The 24,184-nt window shown below is 62.6% G+C and carries 3 protein-coding genes; all 3 read left to right on the plus strand.

The genetic code is table 11. The annotated features are described in order from the left end of the window. Positions 1-54: 54 nt before the first annotated feature. A complete protein-coding gene (locus tag K0H48_RS12010) occupies positions 55-11,070 on the plus strand; it encodes a non-ribosomal peptide synthetase (protein WP_219267618.1) in 11,016 nt (3,671 codons plus the stop codon). Between the two features lie 3 nt (positions 11,071-11,073). Beyond that, positions 11,074-18,855, plus strand: coding sequence for a non-ribosomal peptide synthetase (locus tag K0H48_RS12015; RefSeq protein ID WP_219267619.1), 7,782 nt, complete (start codon positions 11,074-11,076; stop codon positions 18,853-18,855). 73 nt (positions 18,856-18,928) lie between these two features. Further along, the coding region (locus K0H48_RS30730) for a non-ribosomal peptide synthetase (protein WP_257626954.1) at positions 18,929-24,184 on the plus strand (5,256 nt) is incomplete at its 3' end.

Consider the following 24,184-nt stretch of genomic DNA (forward strand, 5'->3'; position numbering starts at 1 on the left):
TTATAGGGACGACGTGCCTTTGTGCTTCCTGCCTATTGTTCCGGACTCCAAGAAATGAATGCTGAAGACTCCTTGAAACTTGCTCGCCGGTTTATCGGGTTGCCCCTGGAAAAACGCCAGGTTTTCCTGCAAGCCCTACAGAAAGAAGGCGTGGATTTTTCCCGGTTTCCGATTCCGGCAGGGGTGGACGTGGAGGATCGCCAGGCGTTGTCCTATGCGCAGCAACGCATGTGGTTTCTGTGGCAACTGGATCCGGCCAGTGGCGCCTATAACCTGCCCGGCGCCGTACGTTTAAAAGGCGCCCTCAGCCTGCGCGCACTGGAGCAGGCATTCACAAGCCTGGTGGCACGTCATGAAACCCTGCGCACGGTCTTCCAGCGCCAGGCCGACGATCGCTTGCTGCAAGTTGCCATCGAGCCGTCGGTTGTCGTCGAGCATCTGGACTTCAGTGCGCTGGCCTTTGACGCGCGCGAGCAAGCCGTCAACCAGGCGGCGACCCGTCAATCGCTGTTGCCCTTCGACCTTGAGCACGGCCCGCTGCTGCGCGTGCAATTGCTCAAGCTGGATGTGAATGAGCATGTGCTGCTGCTGACCCTGCACCACATCGTCTCCGATGGCTGGTCGATGAATGTGCTGATCGACGAGTTCATTCGCTGCTACGACGCCCACGAACGCCACGAAACGCCGCAGTTGCCGGCGCTGCCGATTCAGTACAGCGACTACGCCCTGTGGCAGCGGCGTTGGCTGGAAGCGGGGGAGCAGGCGCGCCAGCTTGAATACTGGCAGGCCCGTCTGGGTGATGAACATCCGGTGTTGGAGCTGCCCACCGATCGCCCGCGCCCGGCCATGCCCAGCTACCTGGGCACCCGGCATAATTTCGCCATCGATTCCGGCCTCGCCGCGCAACTGCGCAGCTGTGCGCAAAAGCACAACGTGACCCTGTTCATGTTGCTGCTGGGCGCCTTCAACGTGCTGCTGCATCGCTACACGGGGCAGGGTGATATCCGTGTCGGCGTGCCGATCGCCAACCGCAATCGCAATGAAGTCGAAGGGCTGATCGGTTTTTTCGTCAACACGCAGGTACTGCGTACCGAGCTGACCGGCCAAACCCGTGTCGCCGAACTGCTGCAGGGCATCAAGGAGCATGCTCTCGGCGCCCAGGCTCATCAGGAGCTGCCGTTCGAACGCCTGGTGGAAGCCCTCAAGGTCGAGCGCAGCCTGAGCCATACGCCGCTGTTTCAGGTGATGTACAACCACCAGCCGGTGGTAGCGGACATTGCCTCGGTGAGCACCGCCTCTGGCCTGGAACTGGCGCTGGTGGAGTGGCAAGGCCGTACCACCCAGTTCGACCTGACCCTGGACACCTACGAAAAGTCCGGAACCTTGCAGGCTGCGTTGACCTACGCCAACGACCTGTTTGACGCGCCCTCCATAACGCGCATGGCAGAGCACTGGATCAGCCTGTTGCATGCCATGGTGGCCGGCGATGAACAACGCATCGGTGAGTTGCCGATGCTGGCCGCCGATGAGCAGCAGATGCTGATCCAGGCATGGAACCAGACGGCCCAGGCGTACCCGACCGAGCAAGGTATCCACTCGCTCATTGAAGAACAGGTGCAGCGCACCCCGGATGCTCCGGCGCTGGTGTTTGCTGAGACCACGTTGAGCTATGCCCAGCTCGACGCTCGCGCCAACCAGTTGGCCCATGCCTTGCGCGAGCAGGGCGTTGGCCCCGACGTGCTGGTGGGTATCTGTGTGGAGCGCTCGGTCGAGATGGTGGTGGGTCTGTTGGCGATCCTCAAGGCTGGCGGTGCCTATGTGCCGTTGGACCCGGAATACCCCCAGGAACGCCTCGCCTACATGATCGAAGACAGCGGCATCAAGCTGTTGCTCAGCCAGCAAAGCCTGCAGGCTTTGCTGCCGATTAATGGCGTGCAAGTGATCGTTCTGGACCAGGCGCCGGGTTGGCTGGACGGCTATAGCAACGAATCACCGGCCGTGGCCATCCAGGCGCTCAACTTGGCCTACGTGATTTACACCTCCGGTTCCACCGGCAAACCCAAGGGCGCCGGCAACAGCCATCGCGCGCTGGTCAACCGTTTGTGCTGGATGCAGCAGGCTTACGGTTTGGACGCCAGCGATGCGGTCTTGCAGAAAACCCCGTTCAGCTTTGATGTGTCGGTGTGGGAGTTTTTCTGGCCATTGATGACCGGCGCTCGCTTGGTGGTCGCAGCACCGGGCGAACATCGCGAGCCGGCGCGGCTGATCGAGACTATCGGTCGCCACGCCGTCACCACCTTGCACTTCGTGCCGTCGATGCTCCAGGCGTTTATCCATGAGCCTGGCGTGGGTGCCTGCACGAGCCTCAAGCGCATCGTATGCAGCGGCGAAGCCTTGCCGTTGGACGCGCAACTGCAAGTGTTCGCCAAGCTGCCAGCGGCGGGTTTGTTCAACCTCTACGGCCCCACCGAAGCCGCCATCGACGTCACCCACTGGACATGCGTCGACGAAGGCGCCGACAGCGTGCCCATCGGCCGCCCGATTGCCAACCTTGCCACCTATGTGCTCGACGCCCAACTCAACCCGGTGCCCGCCGGTGTCTCAGGCGAGTTGTACCTGGGCGGTGTCGGCCTGGCGCGCAGTTATCACCGCCGTCCCGGCTTGACCGCCGAGCGCTTTGTGCCGAGCCCTTTTGTTGACGGCGAGCGCCTGTATCGTACCGGAGACCGCGTGCGCCAACGTAATAACGGCGTGATCGAATACCTCGGCCGCCTCGACCATCAAGTCAAGCTGCGCGGCTTGCGTATCGAGCTGGGTGAAATCGAAACCCGCCTGATGCAACACCCGCAGGTGCGAGAAGCCGTGGTGCTGGTGCAGAACGGCAAACAGCTGGTTGCCTACCTGATTAACGAGGGTGAAGCGCCGAGCGACCTCAAGGCCTGGTTGCTCAGCAGCCTGCCGGAATACATGGTGCCCACGCACTTCGTCACCCTGGCCAAACTGCCGGTCACCGCCAACGGCAAGCTCGACCGCAAGGCGCTGCCGTTGCCGGATGCTGCGCCGCAGCAAGCCTTTGTCGCGCCTGAGAACGCCCTGCAAAAAGCTCTGGCAGCGATCTGGAGTGACGTGCTCGGCGCCGAGCAGGTGGGTCTGGACGACAACTTCTTCGAGCTGGGTGGCGACTCGATTATCTCCATCCAAGTGGTCAGCCGCGCCCGGCAGGCGGGGATTCGCCTCAGTCCGCGTGACCTGTTCCAGTACCAGAGCGTGCGCAGCCTGGCGCTGGTGGCGAGCTTTGAACAGGCGACGGTTATCGATCAAGGCCCGGTCAGCGGCGAGGTGATCCTCACGCCCGTGCAACACAGCTTTTTCGAGCAGGTGATCCCGGCGCGCCAGCATTGGAACCAGTCGCTGTTGTTGGCCCCGCGTGAAGCCCTGGAACCCGCGCGCCTTGATGCGGCCTTGACCCGATTGATCAATCACCATGACGCCCTGCGCCTGCGTTTTGTGCACCAGGCAGACGCTTGGCAGCAGACCCACGCCGAGCCGGTTGCAAGCGCTTCAGTGTGGCAGGCGCAGGTCGCTGACGAGGCTGAGCTGGCCGCACTCTGTGACGAGGCACACCGCAGCCTCGACCTTGAACAGGGTCCGCTGCTGCGCGCGGTACTGGTCTCGAGGGCAGACGGCGCCCAGCGCCTGCTGCTGGTGGTGCATCACTTGGTGGTCGATGGCGTGTCGTGGCGCATCCTGCTCGAAGACCTGCAACAGGCTTACCGCAACACCGCGTTGCCGGCCAAGACCAGTGCCTACCAGGACTGGGCGCAGCAGTTGCAGGCCCATGCGCTGACGCTGGGTGACCAACTGCCGTATTGGCAGGCCCAGACCGCGAGCGCCGATCTGCCCTGCGACAACCCCCAGGGCGGCCTGCAGAGTCGTCTGGGCAGCAAGCTCGAAATCCGCTTGAACGCCGAACACACCCGTCAACTGCTGCAAGACGCCCCGGCGGCCTACCGCACCCAGGTCAATGACCTGCTGTTAACCGCACTGTCGCGAGTGGTCAGCCGCTGGAGCGAGCAGCCTGCCGCGCTGATCCAGCTGGAAGGCCATGGCCGTGAAGACCTGTTCGCTACGCTCGACCTGAGCCGCACCGTCGGCTGGTTCACCAGCCTGTTCCCGGTGCGCCTGCACGCCGATGGCGAGCTGTCGGCGGCGATCAAGTCGGTGAAGGAGCAACTGCGCGCTGTGCCGCACAAAGGCATTGGCTACGGCCTGCTGCGTTACCTCGGCACGCCTGACGCCCGTGAAGCGCTCTCGAAGCTCGCCGCGCCACGCATCACGTTCAACTACCTGGGGCAGTTCGACCGCCAGTTCAACCAGTCGGCGCTGTTCGTTCCCGCCACCCAGGGCAGTGGGCAGGCCCAGGACCCGCAGGCGCCGCTGGCCAACTGGCTGACGGTGGAGGGGCAGGTGTACGGCGGTGAATTGGCCCTGCAGTGGGGGTTCAGCCGCGAGATGTTCGAGGTCGCGACTGTCCAGCGCCTGGCGGATGATTTCCAGCAGGAACTGCTGGCCCTGATCGCGCATTGCGTCGATCCGAAACACGGCGGCCTGACACCGGCCGACGTGACCCTGGCGCAATTGACCCAACCCCAGCTTGACGAGCTGGCACTGCCAGCAAGGGACGTGCAGGACCTGTACCCGCTGTCACCGATGCAGCAAGGCATGTTGTTTCACAGCCTCTACCAACAGGGCGAGGATGATATTTACGTCAGCCAGTTGCGGGCCGATGTGCACGGCCTGGACGTGGCGGTATTCCAGCGTGCCTGGGCGCAAGTGCTGGCACGGCATGACATGTTGCGCACCGGGTTTGTCTGGCAGGACGACCAGGGCCAGGCCCTGCAAGTGGTGCATCGCCAGGTCAGCTTGCCGTTCACTGAATTCGACTGGCGTGGGCGTCAGGACCTTCCCGCCGCCCTGGGTAGCCTGGCCGCCGAGCACCATCGCGAAGGCTTTGAGTTGGCGCGTCCACCGTTGCTGCGGGTGGCGTTGGTGCGTACGGCTGAAGACCGCTGGCACTTGATCTACACCAGCCATCACATCCTGATGGATGGCTGGAGCAATGCACTGGTGCTCAATGAAGTGCTGCAAGCCTGCAAGGGCCAGGCATTGGCGCCGGTGGGCGCGGCGTTTTCCCAGCATATCGCCTGGTTGCAACGGCAGGACCCGGCGTTGGGCGAGGCCTTTTGGCGCCAGCGCCTGGCGCAGTTGGACGAGCCGACGCACCTGGCGCGCAGTGTGGTCAAGAACGCAGCGCAGGGTGCGGGTGAATACGGTGAAGTGCTTTGTGAGTGGGATGTTATCCAGACTCAGCGCCTTTCGGCCTTCGCCCGTGCACACCAAGTGACCCTCAATACCCTGGTGCAATCGGCGTGGCTGTTGCTGCTGCAACGCTACACCGGCCAGTCCAGCGTCGCCTGTGGGGTGACGGTGTCCGGGCGCCCGGCACAGCTGGCGAATGTCGAGCAGCAAGTCGGCCTGTTCATCAACACCTTACCGCTGATTGCCGCTGCCAGCCCGGCGCAAAGCGTCAGCGATTGGGTGCGGTGCGTTCAGGCACTGAACCTGGAAATGCGCGAACATGAACACACGCCGCTGTTTGATATCCAGCGCTGGGCCGGTTCGGCCGGTGAGGCGTTATTCGATACGCTGGTGGTGTTCGAAAACTTCCCGGTGGCCAAGACGCTGGAGCAGTCGGGCGAGGGTGGTTTGCGTTTCAGTGGCGTCAGTCATCAGGAGCGTACCAACTACCCGCTGACACTGACCGTGCACGGCGGCGAGCGCCTGAGCCTGCACTTGGAATACCTGCGTGCGCAGTTCGACACCGACACCGTGCAGCACATCGGCACCTACTTGCAGGGTTTGCTGCAGCAATTTATCCAGGCGCCCGAGCAAGCCGTGGGCGCCGTCCCCATGTTGTTGGGGCATGAATACACCCGCGTGCTGCAAGACTGGAACCCACGCAGTGTCGCTCAACCGGCCAAGGCAAGCGTATTGCAGCGCTTCGAACAACAGGCCGCGTTGCACCCGCAAAACATCGCGCTGATCCTGGATCAGCAGCGTATGACCTACGCCGACCTCAACCTGCGCGCCAATCGCCTGGCCCATCGCCTGATCGCATTGGGCGTCGGCGCCGACACCCTGGTGGGCGTTGCCGTGGACCGTTCCCTGGAAATGATCGTCGGCTTGCTGGCGGTGCTCAAGGCCGGTGGCGCTTATGTGCCGCTGGACCCGAAATACCCGGCCGAACGCCTGCAATGCATGATCGAGGACAGCGGTCTGCAATTACTGCTGACCCAGCAGCCGTTGGTGGCGCATCTGCCGATCAGCAAAAACCTGACGCTTGTGTGCCTGGAGTCCGACGCAGACTGGTTGGCCGACTACAGCGCTGAAAACCCCGATTCGAGGGCGCAGCCGGCCAATCTGGCTTACGTGATGTTCACTTCCGGCTCCACCGGCAGGCCAAAAGGCGTGGGCATCGACCTCGCGTCCCTGGCCCGGCACGTGGAGGTGTTCACCGAACTGTTTGCGCTGCAAGCCCATGACCGCGTGCTGCAATTTGGCACCTTCAACTTCGACGGTTTTGTCGAGCAGCTCTACCCGGCGTTGTGCTGCGGTGCGGCGGTGGTGGTGCGTGGTGGCGAACTGTGGGACAGCGACACCTTCTACCAGCAGCTGATTGAACACGATATTTCCGTGGTCGACCTGACCACGGCCTATTGGTTGTCTCTGGTGCGCGACTTTGCAGACCTGGGCCCACGTGATTACGGGCGCCTGCGCCAACTGCACATTGGCGGCGAAGCCATGCCGCCTGAAGGGCTGAATGCCTGGCGCGCAGCGGGCTTGCAGCACGTGCGGCTGCTCAACACCTACGGGCCTACCGAAGCCACGGTGACCGCCACCGCCCTGGACTGCGCCGCGTATGTCGAGGGCCGTGAAGCCTTACCGTCGATGATGCCGATTGGCCGCGTGCTGGATGGCCGGGCCATTTACCTGCTGGATGCCAACCTCAACCCGGTGCCGGTAGGTGTTGCGGGCGAGTTGGTGATCGGCGGGCCGCTGCTGGCGCGGGGTTATTTCAAGCGTGCGGACCTGACGGCCCATCGCTTCATTCCCGATCCCTTCTGCGCTGACGGCGTCGGCCGTTTGTACCGCACCGGTGACCTCGCGCGCTATCGCGCCGATGGGATGATCGAGTACGTGGGGCGAATCGACCATCAGGTCAAGGTGCGAGGTTTCCGTATCGAGTTGGGTGAAATCGAGGCGCGCCTGCTGGCCCAGGCCAGTGTGCGCGAGGCGTTGGTGATCGCTGCGGACAACCAGTTGGTCGGCTACATCGTCGCCAGCCAGTCGTTGTCCGACACCGAGCAGGCTCAATTGCGCACGCAACTCAAGGCCTCGTTGCGCCAAGAGCTGCCGGACTACATGGTTCCGGCGCATCTGCTGGTACTGGAGCGCTTGCCACTGAGCCCCAACGGCAAACTGGACCGTGCCGCGCTGCCCAAGCCGGATATCAGCCAAGCCCTGGTCGATTGGGTTGCACCGGTTACCGAGACCGAGCAACGCGTCGCGGCTATCTGGGCCCAGGTGCTGGGCGCTGAACGGGTAGGGCTCAACGATCACTTCTTCGAGATGGGCGGGCATTCGTTGCTCGCAACGCAGGTGGTGTCCCGCTTGCGCCATGGCCTGGGGCTCGAAGTTGCACTGCGCACGCTGTTTGAGCAGCCCGTGCTGGGTGACTTTATTAACAATCTGGCGGGGGTTAACAATCTGGCCGCGGTCAGCGCTTCGGCGCCGGCAATGGTGGCGGCGGATCGCGATCAGCCATTGTTGCTGTCCTATGCCCAGGAACGGCAGTGGTTCCTCTGGCAACTGGACCCGCACAGTTCGGCCTATCACGTGCCGAGTGCGCTGCGCTTGAAAGGTCCGCTGGACCGCAGCGCCCTGCAACGTGCCTTCGATACCCTGGTGGCGCGTCACGACAGCCTGCGCACGCATTTTAAGCAAGAGGCCGACCGCACGGTGCAAGTGGTCAGCCCACAGGCGTGGGTCGAAATCGCGTCGCAGCTCACTGACCAAACGCAGCTCAAATCCACGGTTGAAGCGCTGGTGGCGCAACCGTTCGATCTGCGCCAGGGGCCGCTGATGCGTGTGAGCCTCTTGCGCCTGGCTGAAGACGAGCATGTGCTGGTCCTGGTGCAACATCACATCATCTCCGACGGCTGGTCGATGCAAGTGCTGGTCGACGAACTGGTGCAGCTCTATGCGGCCTACAGCCAAGGCCAGACCCTGCAATTGCCGGCGATGCCGATCCAGTATGCCGACTACGCCCGTTGGCAGCGCGATTGGATGGAAGCCGGTGAAAAAGCGCGCCAACTCGACTACTGGCGTGAACTGCTCGGCGGCGAGCAACCGGTGCTGGAGTTGCCTTTTGATCAGCAGCGCCCTGCGGTACCGTCCCATCGCGGCGCGCGTCTGTATATTGCGCTGCCGACCCCGTTGCTCGATGGCCTCAAGGTCTTGGCGCAGCGCGAAGGTGTGACGCTGTTCATGCTGTTGCTGGCCTCCTACCACGCGTTGTTGCATCGCTACAGCGGCCAGCGCGACATCCGTGTCGGCGTGCCGATCGCCAACCGCAACCGCGTAGAAACCGAACGACTGATCGGCTTCTTCGTCAACACTCAGGTGCTCAAGGCCGAGATCGACGCGCAAACCACCGTTGCCCAGTTGTTGCAGCAGGTCAAACAGCGCGCCCTGGAAGCCCAGGCCCATCAGGACCTGCCGTTCGAGCAACTGGTTGAGGCCCTGCAACCTGAGCGCAGCCTGAGCTTGAGCCCGTTGTTCCAGGTGGCGTTCAACCACCACATCAGCCTGGCCAGCGAGCATTTACAGCGCCTGGCGCAGTTGGACATGAGCCCGGTGAGCTGGGATGAAACGGCCGCGCATTTCGACCTTACCCTGGATATCGAGGAGTCCCGTGACCAGTTAAGTGCGTCCCTGAGCTATGCGACCGACCTGTTCGAAGCCTCGACGATTGAACGCATGGCCCGTCACTGGCAAAACCTGTTGCAGGCGATGGTTGCTGATCAGCAGCAGCCCATCAGCCAGTTGAAACTGCTCAGCCAGGACGAGCAACAGCACATCCTGCAACTGTGGAACCAGACCGACGCCGGCTTCTCGGCCGAGCGTTTTGTGCATGAATTGTTCGCCGATCGCGCACGGGAAAACCCGGAGGCGGTGGCGGTCAAGTTCGATACGCAAACCCTGACTTATGGCGAGCTGAACAACCAGGCCAACCGCCTGGCCCATGCGCTGATCGCCCGTGGCGTTGGCCCGGAAGTGCGCGTGGCGATTGCCATGCCACGCAGTGCGCAAATCATGGTGGCGTTCCTCGCGGTGATGAAAGCCGGTGGCGTGTATGTGCCGTTGGACATCGAATACCCGCGTGATCGCCTGCTGTACATGATGCAAGACAGCCGCGCGAAATTGCTGCTAAGCCACAGCAGTGCCTTGGCGCAATTGCCGGTAGCGGAAGGGCTCGAAACCCTGGCCATTGACCGCACCGAAGACTGGACCGGCTACAGCGATACCGCGCCGCAGGTGAATCTGGACGGCGATAACCTCGCCTACGTGATCTACACCTCCGGCTCCACCGGCATGCCCAAAGGCGTGGCGGTTTCCCACGGCCCGTTGGTAGCGCACATCATCGCCACTGGCGAGCGCTACGAAACCAGCCCAGCCGATTGCGAATTGCACTTCATGTCCTTCGCCTTCGACGGTTCCCATGAAGGCTGGATGCACCCGCTGATCAACGGCGCCAGCGTACTGATCCGCGATGACAGCCTGTGGCTGCCGGAATACACCTACGCGCAAATGCACCGTCACAACGTGACCATGGCCGTGTTCCCGCCGGTGTACCTGCAACAGTTGGCCGAGCATGCCGAGCGCGATGGCAACCCGCCCAATGTGCGCGTGTACTGCTTCGGCGGTGATGCCGTGGCACAGGCCAGTTACGACCTGGCCTGGCGCGCGTTAAAACCGACCTACCTGTTCAACGGCTACGGCCCGACCGAAACCGTGGTCACGCCGCTGCTGTGGAAAGCCCGTCGCGGCGATCCCTGCGGCGCGGTCTATGCGCCGATCGGCACGCTGTTGGGCAACCGCAGCGGCTACGTGCTGGACTCGCAACTCAACCTGCAACCCATCGGCGTGGCCGGTGAGTTGTACCTGGGCGGCGAAGGCGTGGCCCGTGGTTATCTTGAGCGCCCGGCACTGACTGCCGAACGTTTTGTGCCGGACCCGTTCGGCAAGCCTGGCAGCCGCGTGTACCGCAGCGGCGACCTGACCCGTGGCCGCGCAGATGGCGTGGTGGATTACCTGGGGCGTGTCGATCACCAAGTGAAAATCCGTGGTTTCCGTATTGAGCTGGGTGAAATCGAGGCGCGTCTGCGTGAGCAAGACAGCGTTGGCGAAACCGTTGTCGTGGCCCAGGAAGGCCCGAACGGCAAACAGCTGGTGGCTTATGTGGTTCCAGCAATCGCGCAGCCAAATGAAACCGAGTTCCGCGACAGCCTGCGCCGTGCGCTGAAAACCCGCTTGCCGGATTACATGGTGCCCACGCACTTCATGTTCCTGGCGCAGATGCCACTCACGCCTAACGGCAAGCTCGACCGCAAGGGCCTGCCCGAGCCGGATGCGAGCCTGATGCAGCAGCACTACGTGGCCCCGCAAAGTGCTCTGGAGCAGCAGATCGCCGCGATCTGGGCCGAGATTCTGCACCTGCCCCGCGTGGGCCTGGACGACAACTTCTTCGAAGTGGGCGGCCACTCCCTGCTGGCGATTCAGATCACCTCGCGGGTGCAGGCCGAACTGGGGCTGGAAGTGCCGCTGGTGGAAGTGTTCCAGACCGAAACGTTGCGCGCCTATGCCCAGGCCGCTGCCACCTTCCGCGCCGGCAGTGCGGAAGATTTTGATGATCTTCGTGACTTTTTGAGCGAACTAGAGGCGATTTGAACCATGCTTTCCAACCCTAATATCGATCTGGTTTCGCGCTTTCTTCGCCTGCCTCTGGAACAGCGTCAACAGTTCTACCAACGCCTGCAAAGCCGTGGCATGAGTTTCGCGCAACTGCCGATCGCCTCGATTCGCGAGGACGGCCAGCACGCACCGCTGTCATATGCCCAGGAGCGCCAGTGGTTTCTCTGGCAACTGGACCCGGACAGCGCGGCCTATCACGTCCCCGGCGCCTTGCGCCTGAGTGGGCGCCTGGACAAGGCCGCACTGCAACGCAGCTTCGACACGCTGGTGGCACGCCATGAGAGCCTGCGCACCCGTTTGCACCTGGAGGGCGAGCAGCGTGCTCAGCAAGTGTTGGCCCAGGCTGTGGTCGAGATCGCTGAACGCCCCGTCGACGAGGCCGGGCTTAAAGCAAGCGTCGAAGCTGAAATCGCCCGGCCTTTCGATTTGCAGCAAGGTCCGTTATTGCGGGTCAGCTTGCTCGGCCTGGGCGAAGAAGAGCATGTGCTGGTGCTGGTGCAGCACCATATCGTCTCTGACGGTTGGTCGATGGGCGTGATGGTGCAAGAGCTGATGCAGCTGTATGCCGCCTACAGCCAGGGCCAGGACTGCACGTTGGCACCGCTGCCGATCCAGTACGCCGACTACGCGGTGTGGCAACGCCGCTGGATGGAAGCGGGGGAGAAGGCCCGCCAACTGGATTACTGGCGTGAGTTGCTCAGCGGCACGCAGCCGGTGCTGGAACTGCCGCTCGATCACCCGCGCCCGGCACAGCAGAGTTTCCTCGGCGCACGCCAGGACATCGCCCTGGAACCCGCCCTGGTCGCCGGTCTCAAGGCCCTGGCGCAGCGTGAAGGGGTGACGCTGTTCATGCTGCTGTTGGCGTCGTTCCAGGCATTTCTGTACCGCTACAGCGGGCAGTCGGACATTCGCGTCGGCGTGCCGATCGCCAACCGCAACCGCGTCGAGACCGAATCGCTGATCGGCTTTTTCGTCAACACCCAGGTGCTCAAGGCCGATCTCGACGGCCACATGACCTTCGCCAAACTGCTGCAACACACCAAGCGCCGCGCGCTGGAAGCCCAGGCCCATCAGGATTTGCCCTTCGAGCAACTGGTCGAAGCGCTGCAACCCGAACGCAGCCTTAGCCATAACCCGCTGTTTCAGGTGATGTTCAATCACCAAGCCAAGACCCAAGCCGCAGAGCAGCAACTGCCGGGCCTGCGTGTGGCCAGCCTCGAACTGGAAACCCAGAGCGCCCAGTTTGACCTGAGCCTGGATACCCAGGAAACCGGCGACGGCCTCTGGGCCTCCCTGACCTATGCCACCGACCTGTTTGGCGCCGCGACCGCCTCGCGCATGCTCGGCCATTGGCTGAACCTGTTGCGCGCCGCCGTGGCCAACCCTGCATTGGCCTTGCAGGACCTGGCGACGCTGGACACCACAGAGCGCCAACAGCTGATCTATCAGTGGAATGCCACCGAGCGTGCTTACCCGCAAGGCCAGTGGGTGCATCAGCTGATTGAAGCGCAGGTGCTGACGCAGCCGGATGCACCGGCATTGCGCTTTGGTGACGTGGCGCTGAGTTACGCCGAACTGAACCGCCGCGCCAATCGCCTCGCCCATCGTTTGATCGAGGCCGGCGTTGGCCCGGATGCGCTGGTGGGGCTGGCGGTGGAGCGCTCCATCGAGATGGTGGTGGGGCTGCTGGCGGTGCTCAAGGCCGGTGGCGCGTATGTGCCGCTGGACCCGGAATACCCGCGTGAACGGCTGGCCTACATGCTTGAAGACAGTGGCGTGAAGCTGTTGCTGACTCAGGCGCATCTGCTCGAACAGTTGCCGATCCCGTCAGGATTGGAAACTTTGGTGCTGGGTGAAACTGGCTTCGAAGGCTACAGCGACGCGAACCCGGACATTGTGCTGGATGGCGAAAACCTCGCCTACGTGATCTACACCTCCGGTTCCACCGGCCAGCCCAAAGGCGCCGGCAACCGACATTCAGCGCTGCTCAATCGCCTGCAATGGATGCAGGAAGCCTATGGCCTGGATGTCAGCGACACTGTGCTGCAAAAGACCCCGTTCAGCTTTGACGTGTCGGTGTGGGAATTCTTCTGGCCACTGATGACCGGCGCGCGCCTGGTCGTTGCAGCACCGGGCGATCACCGTGATCCGGCCCGGTTGGTCAGCCTGATCGCCGCCGAACAGATCACCACGCTGCACTTTGTGCCCTCGATGTTGCAGGCGTTCCTGCAAGATCCGGCGGTTTCGACCTGCCACAGCGTGCAGCGCATCGTGTGCAGCGGCGAGGCACTGCCGATGGATGCGCAACAGCAAGTCTTGGCCAAGCTGCCGCAAGCCGGGCTGTATAACCTGTACGGTCCGACCGAAGCAGCCATCGACGTGACCCACTGGACCTGCGTCGATGAAGGGCGTGACGCCGTGCCGATTGGCCGTCCGATTGCCAATCTGGGCTGCTACATCCTCGACAGCCATTTCGAACCGGTACCGATTGGCGTGCTGGGCGAGCTTTATCTGGGCGGCGTCGGGCTGGCCCGTGGTTATCACCGCCGTCCTGCATTGACCGCCGAGCGTTTTATCGCCCATCCCTTTGTCAGCGGCGAGCGTCTGTACCGCAGCGGCGACCTGGCGCGGTATCGCGCAGACGGCGTGATCGAATACGCCGGGCGGGCCGATCATCAGGTCAAGTTGCGTGGCTTGCGTATCGAATTGGGCGAAATTGAAGCGCGTTTGCTGGAGCACGATTACGTCCGCGAAGCGGCCGTGTTGGCGCCGGACAGTAAATACCTGGTGGGCTACCTGGTGCTGCAAAACGCAGCTGACGATTGGCGCGATGTGCTCGTCGCTCATCTGGCCGAAACCCTGCCGGATTACATGGTGCCCGCACAATGGATGCTGCTGGAGCAGATGCCCCTGAGCCCCAACGGCAAGCTTGACCGCAAGGCGCTGCCAGCGCCCGAAGCCACGCAGCAATATGAAGCCCCGCAAAGCGCTCTGGAGCAGCAGATCGCCGCCATCTGGGCCGATGTGCTGGGCATCGAGCATGTGGGGTTGAACGACAACTTCTTCGAGCGCGGCGGTGACTCGATTATCTCGATCCAGGTGGTCAGCCGCGCGCGTGCCGCCGGTATTCATTTCACCGCCAAGGCGTTGTTCCAGCATCAAACCGTGCGCAGCCTCGCGCGGGTGGCGCAGTTGCAAACCGCGCGGTTGATCGACCAAGGCCCGGTACAAGGTGAGACACCGTTGCTGCCGTTCCAGCAGTTGTTCTTCGAGATGCAGTTGCCGGACCCGCATCACTGGAACCAGTCCTTCTTGCTGACGCCGCGCCAAGCGCTCCAGGGCGATCGTCTGGAAGCCGCGTTGCAGGGCCTGATCGCCCATCACGATGTGCTGCGTTTGAACTTCAGCCAGCACCCTGAGGGTTGGAGGGCCGAGCATGCCGCAGCCGGCACGCCGGTACTCTGGCAAGCCACGGTGGCGGATGCCAGCGAGTTGACCGCGCTGTGCGAAAAAGCCCAGCGCAGCCTCGGCCTGCAACAGGGGCCATTGCTGCGCGCAGTACTGGCCGAGCTGGCAGACGGTTCCCAGCGCCTGTTGCTGGTGATGCACCACTTGGTGGTGGATGGCGTGTCCTGGCGGGTATTCCTCGAAGACCTGCAAGCGTTGTATCGCGAACAAAAATTGCCGGCCAAAACCTCGTCGTTCAAAGCCTGGGCCGAGCGCTTGCAAGCCCATGCCCGTAGCGCTGCGATGGCGTCCGAGCAAGCCTTTTGGCTGCAACAGCTGCAAGGTGCGGCCACCGACTTGCCGTGCCGCGACCCGCAAGGCGCGCGTCACGGCCGACTGGCCCAGACCGTGGTCAGCCAACTGGATGCCGAACGCACCCGGCAATTGCTGCAACAGGCGCCCACGGCCTACCGTACCCAGATCAACGACCTGCTGCTCACGGCCCTGGCGCGGGTGATCTGCCAGTGGACGGGCCAGGCCTCGAGCCTGATCCAGCTGGAAGGCCATGGCCGTGAGGACCTGTTTGACGACATTGACCTGACGCGCACCTTGGGGTGGTTCACCAGTCTGTTTCCGGTGCGCCTGACTCCGGACGCGTCCTTGGCGGTTTCGATCAAACAGATCAAGGAGCAACTGCGCAGCGTGCCGCATAAAGGCCTGGGTTTTGGCGCTTTGCGTTACCTGGGCGATGACGCCACACGTGAGGCGTTCAGTGCCTTGCCGGCGCCGCGCATCACCTTCAACTACCTGGGCCAGGTCGACGGCAGTTTTGACCAGCCGCACACGCTGTTCGCGCCCGCCGCAGAAAGCGCCGGTGCCGAACAAAGCCCGGACGCGCCGCTGGGTAACTGGCTGACGCTCAACGGCCAAGTCTATGGCGGCGAACTGCAACTGGGCTGGACGTTCAGCCCGCAGATGTTCGACCCTGCTGTGATCGAAACGCTGAGCGCGGCCTACACCCGCGAACTCAACGCGCTGATAGAACATTGCTGCACGCCCGGCAATGGCGGTGTGACCGCCTCCGATTTCCCGTTATCGCGCTTGAATCAATCGCAGCTGGAGTCGTTGCCGCTGGCCTTCGATGCCGTAGAAGACCTCTACACCTTGTCGCCCATGCAACAGGGCATGCTATTTCACACCCTCTATGAGCAAACGGCGGGCGACTACATCAACCAGATCCGCGTGACGGCCGAGGGCCTGGACGTGGCGCGCTTCCAGCACGCCTGGGATGCCACGGTGCAGGCCCATGATGTACTGCGCAGCGGGTTCTTCTGGGAAGGCCAGCTGGAGTGGCCGTGCCAGGTGGTGTACCGCGAGGCGCGGTTGCCGATACAGGTTCTGGATTGGCGCGCCATGCCGGAGCGCGAACTTGAACTGCGCAAGCTGCAACAGGCCCAGCGCAATCAGGGTTTTGACCTGGCCAAGGCACCACTGGTGCGCCTGGTACTGGTGCGCACCGATGAGCAGCGCTACGAATTGATTTACACCAACCACCACATCCTGATGGACGGCTGGAGCAATTCGCGGCTGTTCGGCGAAGTGCTGCAACGCTATGCCGGCGTGGCGGTGCCGGAAGCGGCCGGGCGCTATCGCGATTACATCGGCTGGCTGCAACAGCGTGATGCCGCTGCGACCGAAGCCTTCTGGCGCGAGCAGTTGAGTGCGTTGCAAACCCCAACTCGGCTGGGCAGCAGCCAACCAATGGCGGTGCAAGGGCATGGCGAGCATCAACTCGATCTTGACCGCACACTCACTGCACGATTGGAGTCGTTTGCCCGCACCAACAAGGTCACGCTCAACACTCTGATCCAGGCGGCGTGGCTGATCCTGTTGCAGCGTCACAGCGGCCAGGCGGTGGTGGCTTTCGGTGCCACCGTGGCCGGGCGCCCGGCGGAGCTTGCGGGCGTTGAACAGCAGATCGGTCTGTTCATCAACACCTTGCCGGTGATCTGCGCGGTAGAGGGGCAGGTGACGGTGGCCGACTGGTTGCAAGCGGTGCAGGCGCAAAACCTGGCCTTGCGTGAGCATGAACATACCGGCCTGTATGACATTCAGCGCTGGGCCGGGCAGGGCGGTGAAGCCTTGTTCGACAATATCCTGGTGTTCGAGAACTACCCGGTGTCCAAAGCCCTGGAGCAAAGCGGCGGCAGCGGCATTCAGTTTGGCGAGCCCCATGCCCATGAACAAACCAACTTCCCGCTGACAGTGCTGGTGGATCTGGGCGAAACGCTGTCGGTGCAATTCAGCTTTGCCCGCGCGCATTTCCATGAAAGCACGGTGCAAGCCTACGGCCGGCATCTGGTTAACCTGCTGCAAGCGATGCTTGAGGGCGGGCAGCAACGCCTGGGTGAGCTGGCGATGCTCGACGCTACTGAGCGCCAGCAGGTGATTCAGGACTGGAACGCAACATCCCGCGATTACCCGTTGCAGCAAACCGTGCATCAACTGATTGAAGCGCAGGTTGCGCTCACGCCAGAGGCTCCGGCACTGGTGTTTGCCGAGCAACGCTTGAATTACGCCGAGCTGAACCGCCGCGCCAATCGCCTGGCCCATCGTCTGATCGAAGCGGGCGTTGGCCCGGACTCACTGGTAGGGCTGGCGGTGGAGCGTTCCATCGAGATGGTGGTCGGCCTGCTGGCGGTGCTCAAGGCCGGTGGCGCGTATGTACCGCTGGACCCGGAATACCCGCGTGAGCGCCTGGCCTATATGCTTGAAGACAGCGGCGTGAAGCTGCTGCTGACTCAAGCGCATCTGCGTGAGCAGTTGCCGATTCCACACGGTTTGGAAACGCTGGTACTTGGCGAGACGGGGTTCGACAGCTATAGCGCAGAGAATCCGGGTATTGCCCTGGACGGTGAAAACCTCGCCTACGTGATCTACACCTCCGGTTCCACCGGCCAGCCAAAAGGCGCCGGCAATCGTCATTCGGCCCTGACCAACCGCCTGCAATGGATGCAGGAAGCCTATGGCCTGGATGTCAGCGACACTGTGCTGCAAAAGACCCCGTTCAGCTTTGACGTGTCGGTGTGGGAGTTCTTCTGGCCACTGATGACCGGCGCACGCCTGGTCGTTGCTGCGCCCGGCGATCACCGCGACCCGGCCAGGCTGGTCAGCCTGATCAATGCCGAACAGGTCACCACGCTGCACTTTGTACCCTCGATGTTGCAGGCATTTATGCAAGACCCCACCGTTGCGACTTGCCACACCTTGCACGGCATCGTGTGCAGCGGCGAGGCACTGCCGGTGGATGCGCAACAGCAGGTATTCGCTAAGCTGCCGCAAGCCGGGCTGTACAACCTTTACGGCCCGACCGAAGCCGCCATCGACGTGACCCACTGGACCTGCGTTGATGAAGGCCGCGATGCAGTGCCGATTGGTCGCCCGATTGCCAACCTGGGCTGCTACATCCTCGATGGCAACTTTGAGCCGGCGCCGGTGGGCGTGTTGGGCGAGCTGTACCTGGGCGGTGTCGGCCTGGCCCGAGGTTACCATCGCCGCCCGGCATTGACCGCCGAGCGCTTCATTGCCAACCCGTTTGTCAACGGAGAGCGCCTGTATCGCACCGGCGACCTAGCGCGCTATCGCGACGACGGTGTGATTGAGTACGCCGGGCGTATCGACCACCAAGTCAAGCTGCGTGGCCTGCGTATCGAGTTGGGTGAAATTGAAGCGCGCCTGCTGGAGCACGAATGGGTGCGTGAAGCCGCGGTGCTGGCCGTCGACGGCAAATACCTGGTGGGCTACCTGGTGCTGCAACACGCCGCCGACGACTGGCGCGACGTATTAAGCGCGCACTTGGCCCAACACCTGCCGGACTACATGGTCCCCGCTCAATGGATGTTGCTGGAGCAGATGCCCCTGAGCCCCAACGGCAAGCTCGACCGCAAGGCGCTGCCCAAGGTGGACGCCAACCTGCAGGCGCGCGAATACGTGGCGCCGGGCAGCGACCTGGAACAACAGATCGCCGCGATCTGGGCCGAGGTGCTCGACGTGCAGCGAGTGGGCCTGAACGACAACTTCTTCGAGTTGGGCGGGCATTCCCTGTTGGCCACCCAAGTGGTGGTGCGGCTGCGCGAGCAGTTGCACGCCGAATTCGACGTCAAATCGATCTTCACCACCCCGACCCTGGCGGATTTCAGTGCCTATGTAGCCGCCCAGCAAACAAATAATTCGCCGGTGCAGGACGCATTGGCTAAATCCTTGGAGGCCCTCAAACGTCTATCAGCAGAAGATTTGGATAAATTGATTTCCTGAGGGGCGTGGCGTGCAAGCATTAATCGAGTCGGTAGGTTCACTTTCTGCGCAACAAAAGAAAGCGTTGGCGGTAATGCTCAAGCAGCAAGGCATCAACCTGTTTGAGATTGCCCCGGTTTTCAAGCGTCAGGAAGGCGAGCCGCTGCGACTCTCTTATGCCCAGGAGCGGCAGTGGTTTTTGTGGCAGTTGGAGCCGCAGAGCCCTGCCTACCATTTGCCGCGCGCCCTGCGGTTGAAAGGTCGACTTGATCGGTCGGCCTTGCAGCGCAGCTTTGACACCTTGATTGCCCGTCACGAAAGTTTGCGCACCTGCCTGCATCAGGACGTCGACCAGGTGTTACAGGTGGTGAAACCGGACATGCACCTTGAGATCGCTGAGGGTGTGGGTGAGCACACGCAACTCGAAGCTCAAGTGCAAGCCGAAGTCGCCAAACCCTTCGATCTGCAGCAGGGCCCGCTGTTGCGGGTGAAGTTACTGCAGCTGGCGCCGGATGAGCATGTACTGGTGCTGGTGTTGCACCACATTGTCTCCGACGGCTGGTCGATGCAGGTCATGGTCGATGAGCTGGTGCAGTTGTACGTAGGCTACAGCCAGGGCCAGGATGTGCGCTTGCCTGAGTTGCCGGTTCAATACCCCGACTATGCCTTGTGGCAGCGCAGTTGGATGGAAGCCGGCGAAAAAGAGCGCCAGCTGGGTTATTGGGTTGAGCTGTTGGGCGGTGAGCAGCCGGTATTGGAGTTGCCCCTGGATCATCCGCGCCCGCCGGTGCAAAGCTATCGCGGCGCGCATCTGGACATGGACCTGGACGCGGTGTTGGTCAGCAGCCTCAAGGCGCTGGCTCAACGCGAAGGCGTGACGTTGTTCATGCTGTTGCTGGCGTCATTTCAGACGCTGTTGTATCGCTACAGCGGGCAGTCGGATATCCGCGTCGGTGTACCGATCGCCAACCGTAATCGCGCAGAAACCGAGCGCCTTATCGGCTTCTTCGTCAATACCCAGGTGTTCAAGGCCGATATCGACGGGCAGATGCTCTTCAGTCAGTTGCTGGCCCAGGTCAAGCAGCGCGCACTCCAGGCGCAGAGCCATCAGGATCTGCCGTTCGAGCAGCTGGTCGAGGCGCTGCAACCGGAACGCAGCCTGAGCCACAACCCACTGTTTCAGGTGATGTTCAACCACCAGACTGAAGCGCATAAGTCGCGTGGCGAGCTGCAATTGCCGGGCCTGGCACTTGAGGCGCTGGAGTGGGGCAGTCAGAGCGCACAGTTCGACCTTAGCCTGGATACTCAGGAATCCCCGCAAGGTATCTGGGCTTCGCTGACCTACGCCACTGACCTGTTTGACGCGCCCACTGTGCAGCGCATGGCCGAGCATTGGCAGCGTTTGCTGCGCGCGATAGCCGGGCGTGCGGACACCCGTGTGGCGCAGCTGGCAATGTTGATCGATGCGGAACAGCGTGATTTGCTGAATGCCTGGAACCAGGGTGGCCCTGCGTTCGAAGCGGCGGCAGGCGTTCACGGGTTGTTCGAGGCTCAGGTGCAACGCCGCCCGGAGGCGGTTGCCCTGTGCCTGGGCGAGCACGCAATCAGTTATGCCGAGCTGAATCACCAGGCCAATCGCCTGGCGCATGCGCTGATCGCGCGCGGTGTCGGCCCGGAAGTGCGGGTGGGTGTAGCGGTCGAGCGCTCGTTCGAGATGGTGGTCGGTTTGTTGGCCGTGCTCAAGGCTGGCGGCGCCTATGTGCCGCTGGACCCGCAATACCCACGTGAACGCTTGCTGCACATGCTTGAGGACAGCGGTGTGCGTTTGGTGCTGACGCAAGCCCATGTGCCGATGCCGCTGCCCGAGGGCATGATGACGCTGGACGTGGCGGAGTCGGGGCTGGCCCACTACGGCGAGAGCAACCCGCAGGTCAAGGTCGACAAACACAACCTGGCCTACGTGATATACACCTCCGGTTCCACCGGCAAGCCCAAAGGCGTGGCCATCGATCATGCGGCGCTGACCGAGTTTTCGCGGATGGCCGCCGACTATTCGCGCCTGACCCAGGATGACCGCGTACTGCAATTCGCTACCTTGAATTTCGACGGTTTCGTCGAACAGCTCTACCCGGCACTGACCCACGGCGCGACGGTGGTCCTGCGCGGGCCGCAGCTGTGGGACAGCGCTCGGCTGTACGACGAAATCATCGCCCAAGGCATCACCCTGGCTGACTTGCCGACCGCTTACTGGAACCTGTTCCTGCTCGACTGCCTGGCGGCGGGGCCACGGTCTTATGGCGCGCTTCGACAGGTGCACATCGGTGGCGAAGCCATGCCACTGGACGGCCCAGCACAGTGGGTGAAAGCCGGTCTTGGCCATGTGCGCTTGCTCAATACTTATGGCCCTACAGAAGCAACCGTGGTGTCGAGTGTGCTGGATTGCACATCGGCTGCTGAAATCGTCGGTGCCACCGCCAGCCCGATTGGCCGTTCCTTGCCAGGTCGCGCCCTTTATGTGCTGGACCGCGACTTGAACCTGGCGCCGTTGGGGGCGGTGGGCGAGCTGTACATCGGTAGCCGCTGCGGTTTGGCGCGCGCCTATTTGAACCGCGCACTGCTCACGGCTGAGCGCTTTGTGCCGGACCCGTTCGGCGCAACCGGCGAGCGCCTGTACCGCACCGGCGACCTGGCACGCTATCGCGCCGATGGGGTCATTGAGTATGTCGGGCGGGTCGATCATCAGGTCAAGATTCGTGGTTTTCGTATCGAGCTGGGTGAAATCGAGGCGCTGTTGTTGGCCCAGCCCAGCGTGCGCGAAACATTGGTGCTGGCCGTCGACAATCAATTGGTCGCCTATCTGGTTGCCGAACAGCAAGACGCTGCAACCCTCAAACTGACGCTGCGCGAACAACTGCCGGATTATATGGTTCCGGCCCACCTCATCTTCCTTGACCGCATGCCGCTGAACCCAAATGGCAAGCTGGACCGTCACGCGCTGCCCAAACCCGACGCCAGTGAGTCGCAGCAGGCATGGGTGGCACCGGTGACTGAACTGGAGCAGCAGGTCGCCGCCGTATGGGCGCAGATCCTGGGTGTCGAACGCGTAGGGTTGACCGATCACTTCTTTGAAATGGGCGGGCATTCGCTGTTGGCCATGCAGGTGGTTTCGCGCCTGCGGCATACGCTGGGGCGCGAAGTACCGCTCAAGCTGGTGTTCGAGCAGCCACGCCTGGAAGGTTTTGCCAGCGCCTTGCACGCCGTGGAAGGGGGCTTCGGTGAGCAGGCGCCGGCACTGGTGCCGGTCGGTCGTGATCAGCCGCTGCCACTGTCCTACGCCCAGGAGCGTCAGTGGTTCCTTTGGCAACTGGCCCCGGACAGCGCCGCCTACCATATCCCCAGTGCCTTGCGCCTCAAGGGGCGGCTGGATACGGTGGCGTTGCAGCGCAGTTTCGATGTGCTGGTCGCTCGTCATGAAAGCCTGCGCACCTGCGTTGAACAGCACGCGGACGGTGCGCGGCAAGTTATCCGTGCGCAGGCGCAGTTACCTATCCTTGGCGTTGACGTGCAAGAAGCCGATCTGCAAGCGCAGGTAGAAGCCGAAATCGCCCAGCCGTTCAACCTGCAAAGCGGACCGTTGCTGCGTGTGACCTTAATGCGTGTGGCGCAGGATGATCATGTTTTGGTGCTGGTGCAGCATCACATCGTCTCTGACGGTTGGTCGATGCACGTCATGATCGACGAGCTGGTACAACTCTATGCGGCATTCAGCCAGGGCCAGGCAGCACAGTTGCCGGTGATGCCGATCCAGTACGCCGACTTTGCCGTATGGCAGCGTACATGGATGGAGGCGGGTGAAAAGGCCCGGCAACTGGACTATTGGCGCGATTTGCTCGGTGGCGAGCAGCCGGTGCTGGAGTTGCCATTTGACCATCAACGCCCGGCGCAGCAAAGCCATCGCGGCGCGCGCCTGGATGTGCCGTTGCCCGCCAGCCTGGCGCAAGGTCTTAAAGCCCTGGCGCAAGCGCAGGGCGTGACGATGTTTATGTTACTGCTGGCCTCGTTTCAGACGTTGCTGCACCGCTACAGCGGCCAGCAAGATATTCGCGTAGGCGTGCCGATCGCCAACCGCAACCGTGTGGAAACCGAGCGGCTGATCGGCTTTTTCGTCAACACTCAGGTGCTCAAGGCCGATATCGACGGGCACATGACGGTTGCCGAGTTGTTGGCCCAGGTCAAGCAGCGTGCGCTGGAGGCTCAGGCCCATCAGGACCTGCCGTTCGAGCAATTGGTCGAGGCCCTGCAACCCGAGCGTAGCCTGAGCCTGAACCCGCTGTTCCAGGTGATGTTCAACTATCAGAGCGAAGGACGGCTGGGTGTGCAGGCGCTGTCGGATTTGCACATCGAAGGCCTGGAGTGGGAGCGCCGTACCGCGCACTTCGACCTCGACATGGATGTGCATGAAAGTACCGAAGGGCTGTGGGCCTCGCTGGGGTATGCCACCGATCTGTTTGAAGCCGCCACTATCGAGTGCATGGCGCGCCATTGGCAGAATTTATTACAGGCGATGGTTGCCGATCAGCAGCAGAACATCGGCCAGTTGAACCTGCTGGATAGCGACGAGCAGCAGCACATCCTGCAACTGTGGAACTGCACTGATTCTGGCTTCTCGGCCGAGCGTCTGGTGCATGAGCTGTTCGCCGATCGCGCGCGGGAAAACCCGGATGCGGTGGCGGTCAAGTTCGATGCGCAAACCCTGACTTATGGCGAGCTGGACCGCCAGGCCAACCGCTTGGCCCATGCGCTGATCGCCCGTGGCGTTGGCCCGGAGGTGCGGGTGGCGATTGCCATGCCACGCAGTGCCGAAATCATGGTGGCGTTCCTCGCGGTGATGAAAGCCGGTGGCGTGTATGTACCGCTCGACATCGAATACCCGCGTGATCGCCTGCTGTACATGATGCAAGACAGCCGCGCGAAATTGCTGCTAAGCCACAGCAGTGCCTTGGCGCAATTGCCGGTAGCGGAAGGGCTTGAAACCCTGGCCATCGACCGCGCTGAGGACTGGACGGGCTACAGCGACACGGCACCAAGCGTCAATTTGGACGGCGACAACCTCGCCTACGTGATCTACACCTCCGGCTCCACCGGCATGCCCAAAGGCGTGGCCGTTTCCCACGGCCCGTTGGTGGCGCACATCATCGCCACCGGCGAGCGCTACGAAACCGGCCCTGCCGATTGCGAATTGCACTTCATGTCCTTCGCTTTTGATGGTTCCCATGAAGGCTGGATGCACCCGCTGATCAACGGCGCCAGCGTGCTGATCCGTGATGACAGCCTGTGGCTGCCGGAATAC

It is taken from the genome of Pseudomonas sp. Xaverov 259 (assembly GCF_019352915.1).
Classification (GTDB): domain Bacteria; phylum Pseudomonadota; class Gammaproteobacteria; order Pseudomonadales; family Pseudomonadaceae; genus Aquipseudomonas.

Excerpts from the sequence above, each read along its gene's own strand:
- K0H48_RS12010 (WP_219267618.1), top strand. The coding sequence starts at position 55 with ATGAATGCTGAAGACTCCTTGAAACTTGCTCGCCGGTTTATCGGGTTG.
- K0H48_RS12015 (WP_219267619.1), top strand. The coding sequence starts at position 11,074 with ATGCTTTCCAACCCTAATATCGATCTGGTTTCGCGCTTTCTTCGCCTG.